Below are 21,977 nucleotides of genomic sequence, written 5' to 3'. Positions count from 1 at the left end.
TGTTTTAAGTGTGTTTACTTTGAGTCTCTTGTTCTTGTGCTTGATTTGGCGATTCTGCCGCTTTCACTTCTTCATACCACAAGTCGTGATGTTCTTTCGCCCAAGTCTCATCAACCTCGCCAGTTACCATACCCTCTAGCGCCCCTTCCATACCGAATAATCCGATATAGATGTGGAAGATAAAGCCGCAAATCAAGATAAGAGCGGAGAACATGTGAACCAAGTTAGACAGTTCCATGTCTCGGCGTGTTTGACCAAAGATAGGGAAATCCAGCACTAAACCGCTGATCGCCGCAACCGCACCAAACACGATCAACAACCAATAAATGGCCTTTTCGCCACCGTTCGAAAAACCAGCAGACGGATGGGTTCCTTTATGCTTGCCAACCATGCCGCCCATCTTCATAAACCATGAAACATCAGTTTTATTGAACAGTGATTTCTTCCACCATTTGAGTAACACACAAGTCAGCAGAATAAAGAACAGCGGGCCAACGTAATTATGGTATTGCTTTGCCAACATAATGACGAAGCCCCACCAATCGGTTGGAATATACGGTTTCAAAAAGTGCTTGCCGTAAACCAGCATTAATCCACTAAAAGACAACGTTAGAAAAGTAAACGCCATGCTCCAGTGCAACGCCCTGTCCCATCGAGACCAACGTTTGATTTTTTTGCCCGTTCTTGGAGCGCTTAACATTAAAGGGCCAACGGCGATATAAGCTAAAACAACGAGGGCGATGCTGCCAAAGATAGCGATAGCACCAGCAGGCGACATCCACTTTTCTTTCAAGATGAACCAGGTTTCACCAGGAGTACTGATCAGAACACCGTGCTCAGGAAATTGAGATGTCGTGTAACCTTCGGTTCCCTCTTTTACTTCGCGCCAAAAATCGGCACCCGCTAATTGGGTCATCTCTTTTTCCGCAGACGGATGACTTTGGTCATCCGCCATAGCAGGCATTGAAAACGCGAACAATAAAGCGGTGATCAACGCAACCACAGCCAAACCCACACGTTTAAAATGTCTTAACATAACATTCTCCATCATTAGCTTTTTGTTGCATCAAAAGCTAAGTCTTCACCATTTGTCCAACCTGCACCTTTTGCACCACGCTCTACGACACGTTGGCGGAAGATATCGGATACTTTGTCAGCGTCCCCAGCAAGCAGAGCTTTGGTCGAACATAAAGAAGCACACATTGGTAGCTTGCCTTCTGCAATACGGTTAGCACCGTATTTTTTACGTTCTTCATCAGAACCAGCTTCTGTTTCAGGACCGCCAGCACAGAAGGTACATTTGTCCATCTTGCCACGCTCACCAAATGCCGATTGTTTCGGAAATTGAGGCGCACCAAATGGGCAGGCAAACAGACAGTAACCACAGCCAATGCACAAATCTTTATTGTGTAACACGATGCCATCTTCTGTTTGCTTGAAGCAATCTGCAGGGCAAACCGCCATACACGGCGCATCTGTACAGTGCATACATGCTACAGAGATCGAGTTTTCTCCCGGCTCACCGTCATTAAGAGTAACAACACGACGACGCTGGATACCCCACTCTAGTGCATCATCGTTTTCATTTTTGCACGCAGTGACACAACCATTACATTCAATACAACGCTTGGTGTCACATAAGAATTTCATTCTAGCCATTCGAGGACTCCTTACGCTTTACGAATATTACAAAGGGTGACTTTAGTTTCTTGCATTTGAGTAACCGGATCGTAACCATAGGTGGTTGCAATATTCGCCGATTCACCAATTACATAGGGATCACTGCCTGCTGGGTATTTGTCACGTAAGTCTTCACCTTGGAATTTGCCGCCAAAGTGGAACGGTATGAACGCCAAACCAGGACGTACACGACGAGTGACCATAGCTTTAACATGAATGCGCCCTTTCTCAGCACCTTCAACCCACACCATTTCACCATCTTTAAAACCAAGATCGTTGGCATCTTTTGGGTTCACTTCTACAAACATTTCTTGTTGTAGTTCAGCAAGCCATGGGTTTGAACGCGTTTCTTCACCACCACCTTCGTATTCAACCAAGCGACCAGAGGTAAGAACAATTGGGTACTCTTTTGACTTGTCTTGGTCTTGAATAGACTTGTACATCGTCGGTAAGCGATAGATGGATTCACTGTCATCCCATGTAGGGTAATCAGCCACCAAGTCACGACGTGGTGTGTATAGCGGTTCGCGGTGAAGTGGCACTCTGTCTGGGAACGTCCAAACCACTGCACGTGCTTTTGCATTACCAAATGGCATACAACCATGTTTAATTGCGACTCGCTGAATTCCACCAGAAACGTCGGTTTTCCAGTTTTTACCCTCAGCCAACGCTTTTTCTTCAGCCGTTAGGTCATCCCACCAACCGAGCGTCTTAAGTAGTTTGTCGCTAAATTCTGGGTAACCATCTTCAAGTTCACAATCTTTCGAATAGCTGTCTTCCGCCAGTAAGTTCTCACCTTCAAACTCAACGCCAAAACGAGCTCGGAAGTTACCGCCGCCTTCGGCTACTGGTTTAGATGTATCATACAGAATATGGGTACCAGGGTGCTTCATCTCTGGTGTACCCCAACATGGCCACGGTAAACCGTAGGTTTCTCCGTGAATAGGACCACCTTCGGCTTCAAGCGTGGTTTTATGGAAAGTATGCCAGTTCATGGTATGCGCTTTGATACGCTCAGGGCTTTGGCCTGTGTAACCAATCGTCCACATACCTTGGTTAAATTCACGTGTGATGTCTTCGATGACCGGTTGATTGTTTTTGATCTCAACGTGTTTGAATAACTCATCAGAAAAACCAAGCTTTTTGGTCAACAAGTACATAATTTCATGATCAGGTTTCGATTCGAATAGCGGAGAGACAACTTGCTCACGCCATTGAAGCGAGCGATTAGATGCTGTCACGGATCCCGTAGTTTCAAATTGAGTACATGCAGGAAGAAGATAAACGCCATCGCTGCGCTCATTCATAACCGCGGCAACCGTTGGATAAGGGTCAACGATCACCATCATGTCGAGTTGCTTCATGGCTTTTTTCATTTCAACGCCACGAGTTTGCGAGTTAACCGCATGCCCCCAATAGAACATCGCACGGATGTTATCGTTTTGCTCGATATTATCTTTGTTTTCGAGTACACCATCGATCCAACGAGAGACAGGAATACCCATGTTATTCATTGGTTGTTTGCCACGGTATTTATTTTGATCAAAGCGCTTTTGAACCCACTCGTAATCTAAGTCCCAAACTCTAGACCAGTGCTTCCAAGCTCCGTCAGACAGACCGTAGTAACCCGGTAACGTATGCGACAGTACGCCAAGGTCTGTTGCACCTTGCACGTTATCGTGACCGCGGAAGATATTAGCGCCACCGCCCGATTTGCCCATGTTGCCAAGAGCAAGCTCAAGCACACAATACGCCCGTGTGTTGTTATTACCGGTCGTATGTTGAGTACCGCCCATACACCAAACCACACAACCCGGACGGTTTTCAGAAAGCAGTTTAGCCGTATGGTAAACGTCCTCTTTTGAAACGCCAGTCACACGCTCAACTTCGCCAGGTGTCCATTTGGCCACTTCTTCACGAATTTCATCCATGCCAAACACACGTTGACGGATAAACTCTTTGTCTTCCCACTTGTTTTCGAATACGTGCCACAGCACGCCCCAAATAAAGGCAACATCCGTACCCGGACGCAGTGAAACAAAGTGATCGGCTTTCGCGGCCGTGCGAGTACGACGAGGATCCGCAACGACGATCTTACAGTTGTTTTTCTCTTTTGCGATCAAGATATGCTGCATCGCCACTGGATGTGCTTCAGCAGGGTTTGACCCAATAAATAACATCGACTTGCAATTGTGCATGTCATTGAAGGAATTGGTCATCGCCCCGTATCCCCACGTATTTGCAACACCTGCTACCGTAGTAGAGTGACAAATACGGGCTTGGTGGTCGACATTGTTCGTGCCCCACAACGACGCCATTTTACGGAACATATAGGCCTGTTCATTACTGTGCTTAGCACTACCAAGCCAGTAAACAGAGTCTGGGCCTGATTCTTTACGAATTTGTAAGGTCTTCTCACCAATTTCTTCAATGGCTTGGTCCCACGACAACTTCTTCCACTTACCGCCTTCAAGCTTCATTGGGTATTTTAAACGTCTTTCACCATGGCCGTGCTCGCGCAGTGCTGCGCCTTTTGCACAGTGGCCACCAGCATTAAATGGATGATCGAACGCCGGCTCTTGCCCGGTCCATACTCCATTTTGAACTTCAGCGTAAATGCCACAACCAACCGAACAGTGCGAACAAATGGTGCGCTTAATTTCAGTTGGCGAATCATGATCAACGTCAGCCGCTTGCGCTTTTTTCATCATGCCCGGTGCAAACATAGAGGCACCGACTGCAGCACCACCAGCGGCGATGGAGGTGTTTTTCATAAATGAACGACGGCTGATGCCCAGCTGGCTCTGTTCTTTTACTACGCTATTGGAGCGTTTTGTTAATTTCATTTTTTAAAGCTCCTTACAGTGTGTCGTAGTAATCACGAATATGTTGAGTTTCGTGGTACCCCGTTTCTTTTATTTCTTCAGGGGCTGGTACTTCAGCAGCAGAGGCAACCTTGCTCGTTCCCGCAGCAACAGCGCCTGCAACCGTTGCGGTGGTGATCCCTTTTAAAAGGTTACGTCGAGCTGTATTCACTTGTGTTTTTTCCTTCATACATTGCTCCTTCATGGATGCTTTGCGCATCTCTTGTGTGGTTATCTGGTGACGACTAATTAATACCAGATGTAGCGAATTTGGTTTCACGCACTGGTACAGCGGCGAATCGAGTTTGTTCTATTAGCAAAAATTGATCTATCAAGTCAGAAACCGCACAATAAAACTGACTGTTCTCTGCACTTCTGATTTGATCCGTTAGTTTTAAGTACCAAGACTGAATATGACGATTAAAGAAACGATACTGCTCTTTTTCAGTTTCTAATAAGGCCATGACTTCACATAAAGCGGCGAAATGGTCTTCCGGTTCTTTCGTCCCTTCCGCTCGTTCAAAACCAAGCTGGATAAGGTCATTACGTAGTAACGCCAAAGGCTTTTCCATCAATGACCCAGTTATGTGCCAAGATGCAAAAGGCATAACCTCACCTCGGCCAATACCTATAAATAGGTGTTGGTACTCATCAATAAGGTGTTCTTCGGTTGTTGCTTTGGCTGCCGAACTGAGTGCCTGCCACGCTTTTGCCATCGGTTGTTCATTCGCACCTTCGACTTCAATTTCAGCCAGCCAATTCAGTAGTTCTTGATTAGGCGCTTGGCGCAATAAGGTCGCGATTAAATTGTAGATATCAGCACGAACTGATTGGGTTTCTTGAGTCATGCTTTATTCCTATATATCCAGTTGCTTTTCTGGGTTATCAGCCAAAGTAGAAAACATATCTATCACTCGGCAGTCTTCACACATCGCAATACGGCTAAGTGCTGTATCATCGGCAAAATGTGAGTGACCACGTAACTTATCTTGCAGCATGGTGATCATTGATTGAGGTGCGAATGGTTTTCCACAACTCAGACATTCTGCGGCTTTCTCTTCATGGATAATCTGAGCCGATTGCCTTGTTTCTTGGTCCCAGTTGAACTGGCTTGAAAGAGTGAGTGAGTTTTCAGGGCAAGCTTTCTCACACATTCCACATTGAATGCAGTCTTGCTCAATAAATTGAAGCTTTGGAGAAATACCATCATTATGAAGCGCCGCAGTTGGACAAACAGCAACACACCCCATGCAAAGCGTGCACGACGTTTCATCGCAATTCACTTTACCAAATGGAGCCGAAGCCGAGACCGTGGTCTCCATTTGTCGAGGTGGGTAGACCGCTGCTAAGTTATCGAGTGCAGTAAACAAGCGCTGGCGTTTACTGCCTTGCAAAGGACCAAGTAGCAGATCCAAAGGCGTTTCTATTAATTCCGGTAGCCCATGACGCATCGATTCAAGAAATAGAATATCGATGCGATTAGGCTCAACTCCTAGTTGAGTTAACAACTGCTTGGCGACTTCAACTTCTTGGCCAAGCACTCGTTTAATAGTTTCAGGCATGTGCTGACTTGCAGCAAACATAACCTGGCATGCGCCATTCGTTAACGCCGCAAACCAGGTATCAATACCAACGGAAGGAAGATCTTCTAGTTCTACAGGGATCACGTTATCTGGCAGAGCCTTTAACGCCATTACGTTGTAGGTTTCATGCCTTTCACTACAAAAAAGAATGATTGGATTCACTCCGCCCGCTTTCTTGTAATTAGCTAACAGGTTCTCAATGAATTTTTGCGTTTGTTCTGGTTCAGGAAGCGCGTATGAAATGGCTTCTGTCGGGCAAGCGGTCGCACACGTACCAACGCCTTGACATAAATATGGATTGATTTGGATTTTATGACCAATATCCTCATTACCATCGCTAGTTAATGCGCCGGCAGGACAAGCATCCACACAGCGGTCACACCCTTTAACACCACGAGAACTGTGAGCACATTTATCTGTATCTAAGCGAAAGAACTTAGGTTTATCGAATGTTCCCATCAAGGTTGGAATTTCAACTAGGGCTTCAGCCAGTTTTGGGTAACCACGACCTACAGGGTAATAGCCCGGTACAGGTACTTCCTCGCTCATGTGACTCGTAAGAGTCATGTCTAGCACAAGATCGAAGCAATCTTTACCTATCGCCACTTGAGCTAGGTTTGCCATTGCGCCATTCACATCCACCGATACCTGAAATGTTCCTAGGAAACCTGTGACGTGAATTCGTTTAGCAAAGTACAGACGCTCCGAAGTCTCTTCTTTATTGCTTACATCGGAGTGAGGTAAAGACAGTTCATTGTCAGTACACAGCAATGTGACCGTTGCCATTTCAGTTAATTGAGGCGCAAGATCTTTTAAGATCGATATCGGCCCAATCACAACTAAATGACCCGTACTGTTATAGCTGACCGTAGGGGGGATCAAATTAGTTAACTCTACGGTGTTTTCAACCGCAAAGTAACGTGCTTTGCCATCATGAGATGAGGATGATTCTAATAGTGATTTCAACATTGCTTCAGTTCACGGCTTGATTGTTTTTATACCGCTTACATTGCAAGTACTGCACCAACTTTAAACTCTCAATTATGAGTGACTCATGTCTATATTTTGGCAAATCCACAATTAATGTGTGACAAATTGTCTCAGTTGAAGATTTTGCGATTACGTCAAAATGTACCGATACATTAAGTGGTACTATTTGTCTCCAGCGCCCGTCAAACCTGAATAGTTCTCATTATTGGATTGATAGCTATCCGTCACTAAATCGCTGGTTTGGTAAGCATCGGACACGAGTTCTTCGTTCACTTCATTTGGTTTAGCTCCCTTTCCGTCTTGCGTTTGTCTTTCCTGTTCTGTTGTCATTTGTTCATCGGCCAATTCGGAATCACTTAATTCTGTTTCATCGTCCATCTGATCGTTCAGCCAATTTCTCAACTGACTTGCAGCGTCCGCCGACAGGCTTTTCACCGATTGGTAGTCGTGATCGTAATCATTGAGCCTATCGACCTCTGAAAACTCACCAGAAAGAAATAGATTTCTTAACGCCTGCTTCTTCACACTGCCTTTAATGCCATCAGCCAATATATTCGCCACACTCAAAGATTCGACATTTTGAGGATCGGCTGCTTCGCTACCTTGCTCAATCGAGTCCGCCGAAGATTCACCGGCAACAGCCCCATTGTCTAAGGCATCGACCTGTGTTTTTTCAGTCTCAACTTCAACGAATGAGCCCTTCGAGGATGACGTTTCAATGCCGAATTTAGGCTCTGGTGTTATGTCCGCATCACGGGCGTCATCTTGCTTAGTCAGCTTATTATCAGACCAACGTTTAAAGAAATTATTTGCCACTTGCGCGCCCCGCCCCTTTGCGTTTCTTACGTCGTTGTTCTAATAGCTCACCATGACGCCCGATGAAGGCTTCCATCCAGGCTTGTACCGCTAAAGGCATATCAATTGAGAGTACTAGGTAGTCCCCGTCTAAAAAGTTGCCAGCCATAGACTGAGAAGCGCTGAGCGTAATGGGTTTGAGTTGCTCATTCTCTTCTTCAATAGCAAGAAATAGCTTAGGTTGCTGAGAGCTTAAGTTAAATCGGTAATCAGTACGCTCGTCGCGAAACAATTCAAGTGGTAATACCCACGAAGCATTATCGGATAACGACAATTCAGAGGCTTGTGTATTGATTTCAGTCCATTGCCACTGTGTGACGCTCCAGCGCCCGCTGCTTACTTCCTTTGCCTCAACAAGGCACTCAATAGGCCAGCGTTCTTCGGTTTTTGATAAGGTCATTGTTGAGACGTCTCCTACTATGCTGATTCTCATTCACCAGCTGACTTTTGAATATTGTGCTCAGCGTTAAAGACATAGTCGTACTGACTAATGCCATCACACTAAGGCACGTTACTTGTCCATATATGGGTTTTAAGCAATTCTTACGCCAATAGCGGCCTACCCACATCCAAGTAACAGTTCAACTCGCTATTCAAGTAACGCGAGCTAAGTTAAAGTGGTGTAATTATTGCTTAATAGAAACTTCTGTAAGCACACCCCATTACAATAAAAGAGTAAGGATTACCTCGTGTCCCAATTACCAAATTTCATTACATCAGGAACGGCACCGGTTCAAACCCAAGAAGTCGAAGTCTATGACGAGTACGGTGAAAAACTGATCAAAGAAGTGGCGTGTGAGCGTCCGTTAACGGTCATGTTAAATTGGAAAGAGATCGTCACCTTGATGACATTAGGTTCTCGTCCTGAAGCACTCGTGCTGGGATATCTTAAAAACCAAGCCTTTTTGGAAGATCCAACCGCCATTGATTCCGTCATTATTGATTGGCAAACTCACTCTGCTGCCGTCGTCACCAAAGAGAATACCGATCACCTAGACGCTGCTCTAAAAAAGAAAACCGTTACATCCGGTTGTGGGCAAGGAACCATGTACGGCAACGTCATGAAGAAGCTTGAAGAATACCAAGTCCCTCAAGTTGCCTTGAAACAGTCTGAAATCTATTCTGCCCTTGAAGCTCTCACACATTATAACGACACCTACCGCAAGGCTGGCGCTGTGCATGGTTGCGCCATTTGCAATAAAGACACCGTATTATCGTTTGTTGAAGATGTTGGCAGGCACAATGCGGTTGATACGCTTGCGGGTGAACTGTGGTTAAAGCAAGAATCAGGTGAAGATAAGATTTTCTACACAACAGGTCGTCTCACCTCTGAGATGGTTATCAAAGTAGCTCAAATGGGCATTCCAGTCCTATTGTCTCGCTCAGGAGTTACTCAAATGGGACTAGATCTGGCGAAAAAGTTTGGCATCACCACTATTGCCCGAGCAAAAGGACTACGGTTTCAAGTATTTACTGGCGCAGAGAAAATTGACTTTGATGTAAAAGGCGCTAACTGATCCCTCTCTAAACGTTCATTATCCCTATATTTAGCGCGTGTATTCGCGCGCTTGCATATTCACTCTCCTATGCTAAGACTTTATTAGTGCCTGTCATTAATAATTAACACAACTGTCATAAAGACAAGCTAGCGGGCACTGCGTCAGGTAGGTATTCCGTGCATCTATAAAGTGCCGTCGAGCATTAAACACCTCGGAAGCCATCGTTGCTTTGCCAGCTTCTTATAAGCTGTGTAATTCGCTGTGCTAGGAGTTAAATTATGCAATCAAATCAGGGTAGGCCCGGGCTTTTCTCATCCATAACCATTAAAGCTAAATTACTATTCGTCACGGCGTTCTTGTTGGTCTGTATGGGCATTTACGCGTTCTATGAAAATCATGCACTAAAAGAACTAGAGCGACTTCAAGTTGCTCAAGAACTCAACGGCAGTAGTGAAACGGCCCTGTTGATGTTAAGACGAAATGAAAAAGACTTTTTAAGCAGAAATGACCCAAAATATGTATCAGAATTTAACATCAACCATGCCCAACTCACTGAACAAGTTACGAGTTTGGAGTCTATTCTAAGCCATTACCCAGGGCTTCGTAATACGGACTTTAATCTCATTCGTAATACGCTAGATAACTACAAAACGCAGTTCAATCGATTAGCCAGCCAAACAGAACAAGTCGGATTCGATATGAATTCGGGATTATTAGGTGAACTGTCTAAAACGGAGCGTAAATTAACCGAATTAGTAGCCAAACAAAGCAATATCAACCTTTCATTAGGGCTAATGCAAGTCATCGATCTTCAACATCGATTCTTGCTCGACCCAAATGCTGAACAAGTCGCCCTATTTCAATCAAAATGGAAAGGATACCGGACGCAATTGTTCCTAGCACCGAAAGAAGTTAAAACGCTCTCAGATCGCTATCAGTCGACGTTAACTCAACTATATGACTCTATGGTAGTCCGAGGTCTTGATCATCAATCAGGGATGCGTGGAGAACTTCGTCGTAATGTTCATCAAACAGAACAAGCATTCGACCAAATGCAAATAGCCATCAATGAAATAGTGGTTTCCATGCGGTCAGATGTTACAAAAACCCTCAACCTATTGGGTATTTGCATTGCTACGATCGTTTCATTGTGCTTGATCGCTCTAAGCTACAAAATTTCCTCAAGGCTTCTTAACGTGAAAAATATGATGAAAGACATTGCTGAAGGTGATGGCGATCTAACTGTACGTATGAACGACCAAGGTGGCGACGAACTCGCTCAGTTAAGCCAAGCCTTCGATAAATTTGTCGGAAAGCTGCAAATCAGTATTCAAGAGATTGCCAACGTCACAGAACAACTATCAGGCGCCGCGGGTTCTTCTCAATCTGCGGCGAAAGCCAGCCTAAATAACGCTGAACAACAGCAAGCGGAGTCAACTTCTATTGCAACAGCGGTGAACGAGTTGTTAATGACCACCAACGAAATCGCGTCGAATATTGAAAATGCCGCACATACCGCTCACACGGTAAAAGTAGATGCGGAAGAAAGCATGCGTTTAACTAACATTGCTGGCGACAGCATCCAAGAGCTCACTAATAACATCACTGATTCTCAAAACCTAGTGAAAGCCCTTGAAAAACAAAGCACAGAGATTCACTCAGTTGTATCGACTATTCAGGGTATTACCGAACAAACAAATTTGTTAGCACTCAACGCCGCCATTGAAGCCGCTAGAGCCGGTGAAAATGGGAGAGGATTTGCGGTGGTTGCAGATGAAGTTCGTCAACTTGCTAAACGAACGAATGAATCTACGATAGTGATCGAAGGAACGATTGATGGATTGAGCCAAGGCGTACAACAAACTGTCGGACTAATGCAAAGCAGTCTGTCCCAAGCAAGTAACACCAACCAACATACCATTGAGGCGGTAACGGCAATTCAACGTATTGTCACAGAAGTCAGCGCAATTTTTGATATGAACTCACAAATTGCTACCGCTTCAGAAGAACAGGCTGTGGTTTCTGCAGACATTGACCGAAATATCACCCACATCGCCGAACTCGCAACCAATACCAAAGACTCTGTATCCGTTTCTGTGTCTAGTAGTGAAGACGTCAGCTGCGCGAGTAATCGGTTACTCAAAGTGGTTGAACAATTCCGCTATGCCTAATGTACAGTAGCGATTAATGCCCCAAAAACAAAAACGCTCCTCTATAACAATAGAAAGAGCGTTTTTTGTTTAACCTGACACTAAGTCACTATGTCACTATGTTACTCGACACCACGGCTTTTCAGGAATTCAGCGTAAGTGCCTTTGAAGTCATGAATTTTGTTATCTCTGATTTCAAGAACACGCGTCGCCAATGAATCTACAAACTGGCGATCGTGAGAAACGAAGAACAAAGTGCCCTTATAGTTCTCTAGTGCCAAGTTTAACGATTCAATCGATTCCATATCCATGTGGTTGGTTGGTTCATCCATTAATAGGATGTTTGGGCGGTGCATCATGATTTTACCAAGAAGCATACGACCTTGCTCACCACCAGAAAGGACTTTTACTGATTTTTTGATGTCGTCTTGAGAGAAAAGCATACGGCCAAGGAAGCTACGAATAACTTGCTCATCTTCACCTTCACTACGCCATTGACCCATCCAGTCAAACAAGTTCATGTCTTCTTCAAACTCATGAGCATGATCTTGCGCGTAGTAACCCAGTGTTGAGTTTTCAGACCACTTAAACTCACCAGAACGTGGAGCTAATTGCCCCATTAGTGTGTTAAGTAGCGTTGTTTTACCGACACCATTCTCACCGATGATAGCAACACGCTCACCCACTTCGAAGATGGTGCTGTAATCAGAGAACAAGTCTTCTTCAAAGCCTTGAGTTAAGTTTTCTAAAACCAATGCGTTACGGAATAGCTCTTTGTCTTGCTCAAAACGAATAAACGGGTTCTGACGGCTAGACGCTTTCACTTCATCCAATTGAATCTTATCGATTTGCTTAGCACGAGACGTTGCTTGCTTCGCTTTAGATGCGTTAGCAGAGAAGCGAGATACAAACGTTTGAAGCTCTGCAATTTGAGCTTTCTTCTTCGCGTTATCAGATAATAGACGCTCACGAGCTTGCGTTGCGGCTGTCATGTATTCATCGTAGTTGCCAGAGAATAGGCTTAGCTCACCGTAATCTAGGTCAGCCATATGTGTACATACGCTGTTTAAGAAGTGACGGTCATGCGAGATGATGATCATAGTACAGTTACGTTGGTTAAGCGTTTGCTCCAACCAGCGAATAGTATCCATATCCAAGTTGTTCGTTGGTTCATCAAGCAGCATGATATGCGGTTCAGCAAACAAGACTTGCGCCAAAAGAACACGCAGTTTCCAACCCGGAGCAATTTCGCTCATTAGGCCAAAGTGTTGCTCTAGTGGAATACCCACAGCCAGCAGTAATTCACCCGCACGTGACTCTGCGGTGTAACCGTCCATTTCAGCGAATTCAGTTTCAAGATCGGCCACTTTCATGCCGTCTTCTTCGCTCATTTCAGCCAGCGAATAAATGCGATCACGCTCTTGCTTTACAGTCCACAATTCTTTGTGACCCATAATAACAGTATCAATAACACTGTACTCTTCGTACGCGAACTGATCTTGGCTCAGTTTAGCGACACGTTCATTCGGATCAGTACTTACGTTACCGCCAGTAGGTTCTAACTCACCGCTCAAAATTTTCATGAATGTAGATTTACCACACCCATTAGCACCGATCAGGCCGTAGCGATTGCCCTCACCAAATTTGACTGAAATGTTTTCAAATAGTGGCTTAGCACCAAATTGTTGCGTGATGTTTGCGGTTGAAATCAAAACCTATTACCTACAGTTAGCGTTAAAAAAACGGTGCAACCGTACTCGCGTTAGAGTATAGATGCAAGCAGATTCACTAATTTTCGTCAATATCCATCCAATCGAAACTCGTTATTAAAGAGAGCCGAATGAATGGCTACCGTTACCCTACTTCAAGTATCTCTACGTGGTTCGCCTTTAATGGCAAATATATCGAGAAGCAACTGCCTTTCCCCAACTCCGATTCCGCCGTAATTTCTCCGCCACTTTGGCTCAAAATACTTTGGCTAACCGATAAGCCGAGACCAGTCCCATCTCGCTTGGTAGTATAGAAAGGATCAAAGACCCGTTTAAGGCGTTCAGGCGCGATACCGCAACCTTGGTCTGTAATGCGAACGACAACACCAACTACATCTCCGTCATCTAGCCAGTCTTCACTGCTTAGTGTGATGCTTCCTTCGTCATCCATTGCGTGTATCGCATTCATCTCTAGATTCACCAATATCTGCAATAACTGATGGCGATTCATCTCTACGACTGCTTTCGCTTTTAACTCTGTGACAAAAATTACATTACGTTTCTTGCTACCTGTTTTTACCAAGGTAAGGCTCTCTTCAACAATCGGATTCACGTGTTGCCATGTAATTTCGTCTTGAATTCCGCCCTGCCGGCTGTATTGCAGCAAACTTCGGGTAATATTTCTGATGCGGTCGATTTGATTGAGGATAGTCTGAATTTCGTCTTCAACGCAGTCAGCGTTATCTCCAAGTTCAAACTTAAGTAACTCAACATTTCCCAGAATAACAGCGGTCGGGTTATTGATTTCATGCGCGATGCCCGCAGTCAATTCACCGAGCGCGGCTAGCTTCTCGCTCACCACAAGTTTGTCTCTTGTTTGGTGCAGTAACTTTATATGCAGCTCTAACTGTTCGGTTTGATGTTGCAATTTAAGCGTTCGGCGTTCTACTTTCTCTTCTAATAATTCTGAAGCCTGCTTTATCTCGTTATTGCGTTTATCCAATAGATCGAGCATTTGATCAAACTGGCTCGCAAGCGACATCAACTCATGTTGAGAATCTAGCCCCAACTGGCCAATACGCTTATGCCGTCCTGCCTGTACCGATTTAACAACATGATGAATACGCTCAATGGGATGAAACAAATCACGCGAGCCTCGGTAAACCATCATTCCGGAAATTAATAACAAAGCCAAAATGGTAAGGCTGATTTCCCCTAGGTTAGTAATGTAGACTTTGATTAACGGCCATATAAGATAGCCGGTATAGAGCATCCCAATCACGTCACCTTTTTGATTGTGCAGAGGTTGGTAGGCAGTAACGTACCAATCATCGTACACATAGGCTCTGTCTACCCAGTGCTTCCCCTCTTTCAACACGGCCTGCTTCACTTCGGAAGAAACCCGTGTTCCGATTGCTCGCCCAACACTGTCTTCGCTATCGAGCGGTACGTTGGTGCTGATTCGAAGATCGTCCAAAAATAGCGTCACGGTGCCTTTACTCGGTTGCAGCATATTCGGCTTTGGGTAAATCAGATCTCGGATTTTATCCACCAGCGCCGTGCTGTTATTTAGGAGCAAGCCTCCCTCTAGATAGCCCAGCAACTCTCCATCATTTGTGATGACGGGAAATATGCTACGGCTTAACAATCCCCTGGGCTCCAGACCTTTTTCATTTAATAAAGGGATATGCGCCTTAGTCGTTAACTTAGGGTCGATTAACTTTAACGCCTCTTTATCAACGGCTTCAAAATACGTTTGAGGAACGTAAACCGGAGACTCTTGGCTTCTCTGAGAGGTTGGCACCCAACGAAGAAAGTCCAACTGATGATCAATTTTTGTTTGCTCCATCCAGAGCTTAAATGGTTCAGTCCCTGTTAGTGAGCTTGCGAGCTGCTGCCTGAAGTAATAGTTCTGCCCCGTGGCAGCTACACTTTGTTCTTGTTTTTCCTGCAATAGTTCAATGCTGTTTTCCGCCACTGATAGCTTTTCTTCAACATTAACCAGTGCATTTTGCCAAGAGTAATGGGTAGACCAATACAAAGTGATGCCCACCAGCGCAAGCAGCGTTAAGATTATTGGTGCTGAGGTAAGCAATAATAAACGGTAACGAACCATGGTTTGAAAGCGTATTTGCCATAATCGTACGCTGCCTAAGATGCCTCTCTTATTGGTTGGCATACGACTCTTCACCCTCTTCCCACTCTTTGTATTTTCGCTCTAATGTTTTTCTCGCCACACCAAGCTGACGGGCAGCGGCAGACTTGTTGCCATCATTAAAGTCAACGACCTGCTGGATGTGTGACTTTTCCACATCTTTTAAGGTCCAAAGGTTTGGGTAGCCAATGATTTCATCGGTACGATAATCGGGCATGGTCGGAAGTTCGGCGCCATGTGACAGCGTCACCGTCACTCGATTAGGTTCAACTTCAGGCGTACCATTGAGCTCTCTCCAGTAATGAGCCGGAGGTTTGCCCAGTAAGATACAACGCTCTATCAAATTTTTAAGCTCACGAACATTGCCGGGCCATTCGTAATCATGCAGTGCGAGAACGTCCTCATGGGCCCACATGGGCTCCGGCATGCCCAACTCTTTGGACAAAATCCGTGTAAAGAAAGGAACTAGCTCAATGAGATCTGTTGTCCGTTCACGTAATGCCGGCACGTCAATCTTAAGTACATTTAGGCGATAATAGAGGTCCTTTCTGAATGCGCCCGCTTCAACTTGTTCTTTCAAGTTTCGGTTAGTCGCCGCCACAATACGGACATCAATGCTGATTTCTTTTTCAGTACCGACAGGCCGGATAGTTCGCTGTTCTAATACACGTAATAGAGATGACTGCATTGCCAGCGGCATTTCGCCAATTTCATCTAAAAATAACGTGCCACCATGTGCGACGCGAAACAGACCCTCACGAGATTTTTTAGCTCCGGTAAACGCTCCCGATGTATGACCAAATAGCTCACTTTCTAGCAATTCTGGCGCGATAGAACCACAGTTAACGGGAACAAAAGGGCCTGATCGCTCGCTGGCATTATGTATACCCCGGGCAACCAGTTCCTTGCCTGTGCCAGACTCACCTTCTACTAAAATCGAAGCTTTAGAGGGCGCAAACTGACTGATAAGCTGTTTTAGTAGGCGTGTTTTCTCTGAACCACCGATAATTTCGCTATTCTTGTGACGATTTACATCATGTTGCAACGCGGTGTGCATGCGTTCGGCTAATCTTTTATCCATACAACGCTGCACTGATTGCAGCATTTGCTCTAGATTGAACGGTTTCAGTATAAAATCGGTTGCACCTAGTTTTAGTGCCTTGATGGCTGTTTCTAGATCCGCATAACCAGTCATGAATATAATATCGCTGCGTCTATCGGGATCATTAAATGCTTCAGTCCATTCAATGCCAGAACGCCCTGGCAAATTGATGTCTAATACTATTAAATCATAATGATTCAAACTTCTTAACTGCTCAGCTTGCTCAATACTTCCGCAGCAATCCACCTTTGAGAACCATTTTCCCAGCGCTTTTTGTAAAATTGTTTGCATACCGTGTTCGTCGTCAACGACTAATACGGAAAAAGCGCGATACTTAGCATGGTTACTTAAACTAGAACCGACGGATTGAGACATTGTAGAACCTTAATGCAATGACTGGGACAGAGTGTACCAATCTGATTTGAAGACGCCGCTAAGTATGTGCGACATTTTGTCCTAACTCAAATAATTAACTGATAAAAAACAGCAAATTTCCACTTAACGCACACAATTTAGGCATTTTTTGAACGATGAATGTTGGCACTAGGATTGCTTACAAATGTAGTTAGATTCACAAAACCATATTCAATTAAGTTTACATCATAGCCGTTCGACGGATTGCAATGTAAGGCTTAAATTCTTCAACTATTAAATATGGGCCAAGGGTTTATGATCCTAACTCCCCTATTTTCACTTTAAATTTTCATCACAGAAAACGGACATAGTATGAAATACACAATTCTCCCACTCATCGCCGCAGCGACATTCTCATACTCTACTCACGCAGCGGATCAACTCCCGCACATTCGATTAGCAACAACCACAAGTACATATCACTCGGGTCTACTCGATTATTTGTTGCCGGAATTTCAAAAAGACACGGGCTATAAAGTCGATGTGATTGCCGCTGGTACGGGAAAGTCTTTGCGCATGGGTCAAAATGGCGATGTTGACTTGGTGATGACTCATGCTCCAAAAGCTGAAGCAACGTTTGTTGAACAAGGATATGGCGTACTGCCAAGAGCGTTGATGTACAACGATTTTGTCGTGGTTGGCCCCAAGTCGGATCCTGCCAATGTTTTAGGAGAAACCGATGTCGCAAAAGCCTTTCAAGAGATCGTGGCGAGTAATGCCTATTTTGTTTCTCGCGGAGACGATTCTGGCACTCACAAAAAAGAGTTAAATTTGTGGGCACAATCGAAAATGGAACCTAACTTCGGTGGTTACCGTTCTGTAGGCCAAGGCATGGGCCCAACGTTAAACATGGCGTCGGAAATGCAGGCTTATACCCTGACTGATCGTGGCACTTGGTTAGCCTATCGCACCAAAGTTGATTTAACCGTCGCAGTGCAAGGCGACAAGCGCCTGTTTAACCCTTACCAAGTGATTTTAATCAATCCGAAGCGTTACCCAGATATCAACTACCAAGGAGCCAAAATCTTCAGCGATTGGCTCGTTAACAAAAAAGGTCAAACATTGATTAACAACTTCAAACTGCAAGGCAAGCAGTTGTTTGTTGCAAGCGCGGCACAATAACAATGCAATTGTGGCAAACGACACTCGATGCATTTCAACTATTGGTGAGCTTTGATAGCCAACTTTGGACCATTGTGGGCGTCTCTTTTTCCGTTTCGCTCACCGCACTGATATTGGTCTTAGTACCCGCATTGATTTGTGCATTTGTATTGGCGTATTGCCACTTCCCAGGCCGTTGGACATTACTGTCTTTGATCAACACATTACAGGCAGTGCCAACGGTTGTGATCGGCCTGTTACTTTACATGATGCTTTCTCGATCTGGGCCATTAGGCGACTGGCAAATGCTGTTCACTCAAAAAGCCATGATATTAGGCCAAATGCTAATTTGCTTCCCTATACTGGTATCTATGATGCACGGCGCTTTGCAAGCCAGTGATAAGCGCGCTTTAGAGACCGCATTAACGCTTGGTGCGTCGATTCCTCATGTCGTCACCACCTTACTGTGGGAAAATCGTTTTCCACTCATTGCAGCCACCATTGCCGGGTTTTCTCGAATTATTACCGAAGTGGGCTGTTCGATGATGGTAGGTGGCAATATCATGGAAATGACACGAAATATCCCAACCGCCATCGCCATGGAAAGCCAGAAAGGCGCTTTTGCTCAAGGCGTCGCTTTAGGCATGGTGTTACTGGCCTTGGCGCTAGTGCTTAATTTTTCTTTGTCCTCAGTTAGAGGCAAAGGTTATCTGCGTACATAGGACATAGCCATATGACGATCAAGCTGTCGATTCAAAACCTATCTATGCGATTTAAACAGCGCACGCTTTTTCACGTTGCTGATCTCACGTTGGGCCCCAATGATGCCATCTACCTCAAAGGCGATAATGGCGTTGGCAAAACAACGCTGTTAAAAATCATGTCCGGACTGCTCAGCCCGACCACCGGAAAGGTTACTTCAACAAAAACACCTTGGCTAAAACGCCTTTTGGGTATCAAAACTCGTACCGATGTCATCTATTTGCATCAAACCCCCTATCTATTTGATGGCAGCGTTTATCAAAACGTCGCTTATGGGATAAAATACAGCGCGAAATCCAAATTGCAGAAACGCAATGATGTGATCACAGCGCTGCGAATGGTTGGTTTAGAAACACTGGCAAATGAGCATATTTCATTGTTGTCTGGTGGTGAGAAACAGCGAGTGGCTATGGCGAGAGCTTGGGTGCTTTCCCCTGCCATATTGTTAATGGACGAACCAAGTGCAAGCCTAGATCAAGAATCCACTTCACGCTTAGTCATAATGTGCCAAGACTTGATAAAACGTGGCTCCAGCCTCGTGATTACCAGTCATCAAACCAACGCTCTGACTGAGTTGTGTAAAAAGCAGTGGTTAATCGACGATCAAACCATCGTTGAAAAGCCATTGCTACAACTGATCCAAGAGAGTGACTATGCAATCTCCAACACCAATTAGTTGGGTTATTTTAGCCGGTGGCCAAGCCACCAGAATGGGTGGAAAAGACAAAGGTCTTGTAGAACTTAACGGCACACCGCTAATAGAATTGGTACAACAGAAATTACTTCCTCAAACAGACAGTATTGTTATCAACGCCAACCGTAACGTAGAGCAGTATCAACAATACGCACCAGTCATTGCCGACGAGTTTAAGGGCTACCCCGGCCCCCTAGGCGGAATTCATGCAGGGTTACTTCATTCAAATACTGATTGGGTCGGCTTTGTACCCTGTGACAGCCCTTTAATCAGCAGTGACCTCGTCTCACAGTTCAAACAAGCCATGACGCCTGAACTCGATATCTTAGTGGCTCATGACGGTGAACATCTGCAACCCGTATTTACCTTATTTCATAAGCGCGTGCTACCAAAATTGGAAGCATTTTTGGCTAGGGGCGATCGAAAAATCATCCTCCTTTATGATGAGTGTAAAACAAAATACGTCGATTTCAGCCATGACAAGACGTCATTCATTAACTTGAACACTCCTCAAGAACTTGAACAATTTGGAACTTTACTATGAGCCTAACTCTTCCCGTATCTGTACCTGTTCTTGGCTTTGCCGCGTACAGCGGAACCGGAAAAACCACCTTACTAGAAGCGCTACTGCCAATCCTGACCGACAAAGGTTTACGTATTGGTGTATTAAAGCATGCTCATCACGATTTTGATGTGGATAAACCCGGTAAAGACAGCTATCGCCTACGTAAAGCCGGTGCGAGTCAGATGCTGATAGCGTCGCGAAATCGCCATGTTCTGATGACCGAAACGCCACAAGCTGAAGCCGAGTTTGAGTACCTGTTGACTCGCTTTAATTGCGAAGAGTTAGATCTTATTTTGGTTGAAGGCTGCAAGAATATCGCCTTTCCAAAGATTGAGCTAAACAGAGAAACCTTGGGAAAACCTTGGTTACACACCACCGACACCAACATCATTGCTGTAGCGTGCGATCAAATTATAAACGTCGAGTTACCTCTACTTGATATTAACGATCTTGGTACCCTCTCTGAATTCGTTATCGACTACGCTAAGGGGAAAATTCAAACAAATGAGTGTAAACCATCGGCTGCTTCTTCTTGCTGTGACATTCTGTCTCCTGCTTTTTTATCGGTTGAGCAAGGTAAAACGGCCATTCTTGACCAAGTTTCATGCCTAACGGATTGCGAAGAAGTCGCGCTTGAAGAGAGCTACGGCCGCGTATTAGCAGACGACATTATTTCACCTATTCACGTGCCCGCTTACACAAACTCGGCGATGGACGGTTACGCCATCCGTGGCGACGATGTTGATCGCTCGCAATACCAGTTAGTTGCAGAAGTATTGGCTGGCCAAAGCTATGATCAAGAGTTGCTAGCCGGGCAGACGGTTAAAATTATGACCGGAGCTCCTACTCCTAAAGGCGCTGATACCGTAGTAATGCGCGAGCAGTCCACACAAGATGGTGACATCGTCACTTTCTCATCTTCAGGAATCAAATCAGGGCAGAATGTGCGACAAGCCGGGGAAGACCTAGCCAAAGGGCAACCGGTATTTGATTCTGGTACTCGTATAGAGTCGCCGGAAATGGGCATGATCGCCTCATTGGGATATAACCGCCTAAATGTTACACGCAAAATCAAGGTGGCGATGTTCTCAACTGGGGATGAAGTGCAAGCACCTGGAGAAGATCTACAACCTAACCGCATTTACGATTCAAATAGATTCACCATTAAAGGCGTGTTAACTCAACTCGGTTGTGAGGTTATCGACTTAGGTATTCTAGAGGATGACCATCAAGTGATGGCGGATGCACTTCAAAAAGCATCTCACCTTGCGAATGTGGTAATCACGTCTGGGGGAGTGTCTGTCGGCGATGCCGATTACATCAAGACTGTGCTTGAAGAGCTAGGTGAAATCAACTTCTGGCGCATCAACATGCGCCCGGGCCGACCACTAGCATTTGGCAAGATCAATGACAAACCATTTTTTGGTTTACCCGGCAATCCCGTCGCAGTGATGGTATCGCTAATCAATTTTGTTGAGCCTGCACTACGTAAAATGCAAGGCGAGCAAAACTGGATGCCAGCCAAAGTTCAAGCCGTTGCGAGCGAAAATTTGCGCTCTCGCATGGGCCGTACCGAATTCAGCCGTGGCGTATATAGCTTTAATGCTCAGGGTCGCGTTGAAGTAAAAACCACAGGCAAACAAGGTTCTGGTATTTTACGTTCGATGAGCGAAGCCAATTGCCTTATCGAAATAACGCCAGAGGTTGATACCGTGAAACAAGGCGAATTAGTCACTATCATTCCTTTACAAGGCCGTGTCTAATTCTTATCTAACCTCGCGCTTGCTGCCCTCTTGCCACTGTTCGTCAACTAGGTTAGAGTGCAGCAAAATTTCCATAAACTGTTTAGAGTAT

At 45.1% G+C, this 21,977-nt stretch carries 18 protein-coding genes; 7 read left to right on the top strand and 11 right to left on the bottom strand.

The genetic code is table 11. The features are described from left to right. Nucleotides 1-4 precede the first annotated feature (4 nt). The 8 genes from QWZ04_RS02320 to QWZ04_RS02285 all read right to left on the bottom strand — a co-directional run bounded on the left by QWZ04_RS02320 (nucleotide 5) and on the right by QWZ04_RS02285 (nucleotide 8,372). Nucleotides 5-1,036: a formate dehydrogenase subunit gamma gene (locus QWZ04_RS02320; protein ID WP_290324574.1), complete on the bottom strand. Its 1,032-nt coding sequence runs from the start codon at nucleotides 1,034-1,036 to the stop codon at nucleotides 5-7. 14 nt (nucleotides 1,037-1,050) lie between these two features. Continuing rightward, nucleotides 1,051-1,659, bottom strand: a complete 609-nt coding sequence (fdh3B, locus tag QWZ04_RS02315) for a formate dehydrogenase FDH3 subunit beta (protein ID WP_102521461.1) — start codon at nucleotides 1,657-1,659, stop codon at nucleotides 1,051-1,053. 11 nt (nucleotides 1,660-1,670) lie between these two features. Further along, the gene (locus tag QWZ04_RS02310; protein ID WP_290324569.1) at nucleotides 1,671-4,526 is read right to left on the bottom strand and encodes a formate dehydrogenase subunit alpha; all 2,856 of its coding nucleotides are present in this window, start codon (nucleotides 4,524-4,526) and stop codon (nucleotides 1,671-1,673) included. Between the two features lie 13 nt (nucleotides 4,527-4,539). After that, complete coding sequence (locus tag QWZ04_RS02305; protein ID WP_290324566.1) at nucleotides 4,540-4,734, bottom strand: twin-arginine translocation signal domain-containing protein; 195 nt, start codon at nucleotides 4,732-4,734, stop codon at nucleotides 4,540-4,542. Nucleotides 4,735-4,789: 55 nt separating this feature from the next. Next, a complete protein-coding gene (locus tag QWZ04_RS02300) occupies nucleotides 4,790-5,392 on the bottom strand; it encodes a TorD/DmsD family molecular chaperone (protein WP_290324564.1) in 603 nt (200 codons plus the stop codon). A gap of 9 nt (nucleotides 5,393-5,401) precedes the next feature. Further along, entirely contained in the window at nucleotides 5,402-7,096 is a 1,695-nt protein-coding gene (locus QWZ04_RS02295; protein ID WP_290324561.1) for a 4Fe-4S dicluster domain-containing protein, read from the bottom strand. 183 nt (nucleotides 7,097-7,279) lie between these two features. Beyond that, the gene (locus tag QWZ04_RS02290) at nucleotides 7,280-7,933 is read right to left on the bottom strand and encodes a DUF3306 domain-containing protein (RefSeq protein WP_290324560.1); all 654 of its coding nucleotides are present in this window, start codon (nucleotides 7,931-7,933) and stop codon (nucleotides 7,280-7,282) included. Then, nucleotides 7,923-8,372, bottom strand: coding sequence for a DUF3305 domain-containing protein (locus QWZ04_RS02285; protein ID WP_290324558.1), 450 nt, complete (start codon nucleotides 8,370-8,372; stop codon nucleotides 7,923-7,925). Before QWZ04_RS02285 ends, QWZ04_RS02290 begins: the two co-directional genes overlap by 11 nt. A 289-nt stretch (nucleotides 8,373-8,661) precedes the next feature. Between QWZ04_RS02285 and fdhD the strand changes: the two genes are divergently transcribed. Together fdhD and QWZ04_RS02275 are read left to right on the top strand one after the other, a co-directional pair. Further along, entirely contained in the window at nucleotides 8,662-9,489 is an 828-nt protein-coding gene (gene fdhD / locus QWZ04_RS02280; RefSeq protein WP_290324556.1) for a formate dehydrogenase accessory sulfurtransferase FdhD, read from the top strand. A gap of 260 nt (nucleotides 9,490-9,749) precedes the next feature. Then, nucleotides 9,750-11,642 (top strand): methyl-accepting chemotaxis protein, encoded by a 1,893-nt coding sequence (locus QWZ04_RS02275; protein WP_290324554.1) that lies wholly within the window; start codon nucleotides 9,750-9,752, stop codon nucleotides 11,640-11,642. A 101-nt stretch (nucleotides 11,643-11,743) separates the two neighbouring features. Here the strand turns inward: QWZ04_RS02275 and QWZ04_RS02270 are convergent, their stop codons facing one another. The 3 genes from QWZ04_RS02270 to QWZ04_RS02260 form a co-directional block, all read right to left on the bottom strand. After that, nucleotides 11,744-13,333: an ABC-F family ATPase gene (locus QWZ04_RS02270; protein ID WP_290324552.1), complete on the bottom strand. Its 1,590-nt coding sequence runs from the start codon at nucleotides 13,331-13,333 to the stop codon at nucleotides 11,744-11,746. Nucleotides 13,334-13,475: 142 nt separating this feature from the next. Next, complete coding sequence (locus QWZ04_RS02265) at nucleotides 13,476-15,509, bottom strand: sensor histidine kinase (RefSeq protein ID WP_290324550.1); 2,034 nt, start codon at nucleotides 15,507-15,509, stop codon at nucleotides 13,476-13,478. Beyond that, nucleotides 15,496-16,962 (bottom strand): sigma-54-dependent transcriptional regulator, encoded by a 1,467-nt coding sequence (locus tag QWZ04_RS02260; RefSeq protein WP_290324548.1) that lies wholly within the window; start codon nucleotides 16,960-16,962, stop codon nucleotides 15,496-15,498. Before QWZ04_RS02260 ends, QWZ04_RS02265 begins: the two co-directional genes overlap by 14 nt. A 351-nt stretch (nucleotides 16,963-17,313) precedes the next feature. On the opposite strand from QWZ04_RS02260, the gene QWZ04_RS02255 reads away from it, so the two are divergent. Genes QWZ04_RS02255 through QWZ04_RS02235 form a run of 5 tightly spaced genes read left to right on the top strand, consistent with a single transcriptional unit; the run spans nucleotide 17,314 to nucleotide 21,886 of the window. Next, nucleotides 17,314-18,123 (top strand): ABC transporter substrate-binding protein, encoded by an 810-nt coding sequence (locus tag QWZ04_RS02255; protein WP_290324545.1) that lies wholly within the window; start codon nucleotides 17,314-17,316, stop codon nucleotides 18,121-18,123. Nucleotides 18,124-18,125: 2 nt separating this feature from the next. Further along, the gene (locus tag QWZ04_RS02250) at nucleotides 18,126-18,824 is read left to right on the top strand and encodes an ABC transporter permease (RefSeq protein ID WP_290324543.1); all 699 of its coding nucleotides are present in this window, start codon (nucleotides 18,126-18,128) and stop codon (nucleotides 18,822-18,824) included. Nucleotides 18,825-18,835: 11 nt separating this feature from the next. Then, nucleotides 18,836-19,540: an energy-coupling factor ABC transporter ATP-binding protein gene (locus tag QWZ04_RS02245; protein WP_290324541.1), complete on the top strand. Its 705-nt coding sequence runs from the start codon at nucleotides 18,836-18,838 to the stop codon at nucleotides 19,538-19,540. Continuing rightward, nucleotides 19,518-20,102 carry a molybdenum cofactor guanylyltransferase MobA gene (mobA, locus tag QWZ04_RS02240; RefSeq protein WP_290324539.1) on the top strand — a complete coding sequence of 195 codons (585 nt, stop codon included), beginning with the start codon at nucleotides 19,518-19,520 and terminating at the stop codon, nucleotides 20,100-20,102. Before QWZ04_RS02245 ends, mobA begins: the two co-directional genes overlap by 23 nt. Next, nucleotides 20,099-21,886: a bifunctional molybdopterin-guanine dinucleotide biosynthesis adaptor protein MobB/molybdopterin molybdotransferase MoeA gene (locus QWZ04_RS02235; RefSeq protein ID WP_290324537.1), complete on the top strand. Its 1,788-nt coding sequence runs from the start codon at nucleotides 20,099-20,101 to the stop codon at nucleotides 21,884-21,886. The genes mobA and QWZ04_RS02235 overlap by 4 nt, the downstream gene beginning before the upstream one ends. Nucleotides 21,887-21,977 lie beyond the last annotated feature (91 nt).

Source organism: Vibrio tapetis subsp. quintayensis, from assembly GCF_030409945.1.
In the GTDB taxonomy this organism is placed as follows: domain Bacteria; phylum Pseudomonadota; class Gammaproteobacteria; order Enterobacterales; family Vibrionaceae; genus Vibrio; species Vibrio quintayensis.
The sequence above is the reverse complement of the archived record's forward strand: the minus strand, read 5'-3'. Positions and strand labels throughout refer to the sequence as shown.

Bases quoted from the DNA above. Each gene is read 5' to 3' on its own strand.
- QWZ04_RS02320 (WP_290324574.1), bottom strand. From the start codon at position 1,036: ATGTTAAGACATTTTAAACGTGTGGGTTTGGCTGTGGTTGCGTTGATC.
- fdh3B (WP_102521461.1), bottom strand. From the start codon at position 1,659: ATGGCTAGAATGAAATTCTTATGTGACACCAAGCGTTGTATTGAATGT.
- QWZ04_RS02310 (WP_290324569.1), bottom strand. From the start codon at position 4,526: ATGAAATTAACAAAACGCTCCAATAGCGTAGTAAAAGAACAGAGCCAG.
- QWZ04_RS02305 (WP_290324566.1), bottom strand. From the start codon at position 4,734: ATGAAGGAAAAAACACAAGTGAATACAGCTCGACGTAACCTTTTAAAA.
- QWZ04_RS02300 (WP_290324564.1), bottom strand. From the start codon at position 5,392: ATGACTCAAGAAACCCAATCAGTTCGTGCTGATATCTACAATTTAATC.
- QWZ04_RS02295 (WP_290324561.1), bottom strand. From the start codon at position 7,096: ATGTTGAAATCACTATTAGAATCATCCTCATCTCATGATGGCAAAGCA.
- QWZ04_RS02285 (WP_290324558.1), bottom strand. From the start codon at position 8,372: ATGACCTTATCAAAAACCGAAGAACGCTGGCCTATTGAGTGCCTTGTT.
- QWZ04_RS02275 (WP_290324554.1), top strand. From the start codon at position 9,750: ATGCAATCAAATCAGGGTAGGCCCGGGCTTTTCTCATCCATAACCATT.
- QWZ04_RS02265 (WP_290324550.1), bottom strand. From the start codon at position 15,509: ATGCCAACCAATAAGAGAGGCATCTTAGGCAGCGTACGATTATGGCAA.
- QWZ04_RS02260 (WP_290324548.1), bottom strand. From the start codon at position 16,962: ATGTCTCAATCCGTCGGTTCTAGTTTAAGTAACCATGCTAAGTATCGC.
- QWZ04_RS02255 (WP_290324545.1), top strand. From the start codon at position 17,314: ATGAAATACACAATTCTCCCACTCATCGCCGCAGCGACATTCTCATAC.
- QWZ04_RS02250 (WP_290324543.1), top strand. From the start codon at position 18,126: ATGCAATTGTGGCAAACGACACTCGATGCATTTCAACTATTGGTGAGC.
- QWZ04_RS02245 (WP_290324541.1), top strand. From the start codon at position 18,836: ATGACGATCAAGCTGTCGATTCAAAACCTATCTATGCGATTTAAACAG.
- mobA (WP_290324539.1), top strand. From the start codon at position 19,518: ATGCAATCTCCAACACCAATTAGTTGGGTTATTTTAGCCGGTGGCCAA.
- QWZ04_RS02235 (WP_290324537.1), top strand. From the start codon at position 20,099: ATGAGCCTAACTCTTCCCGTATCTGTACCTGTTCTTGGCTTTGCCGCG.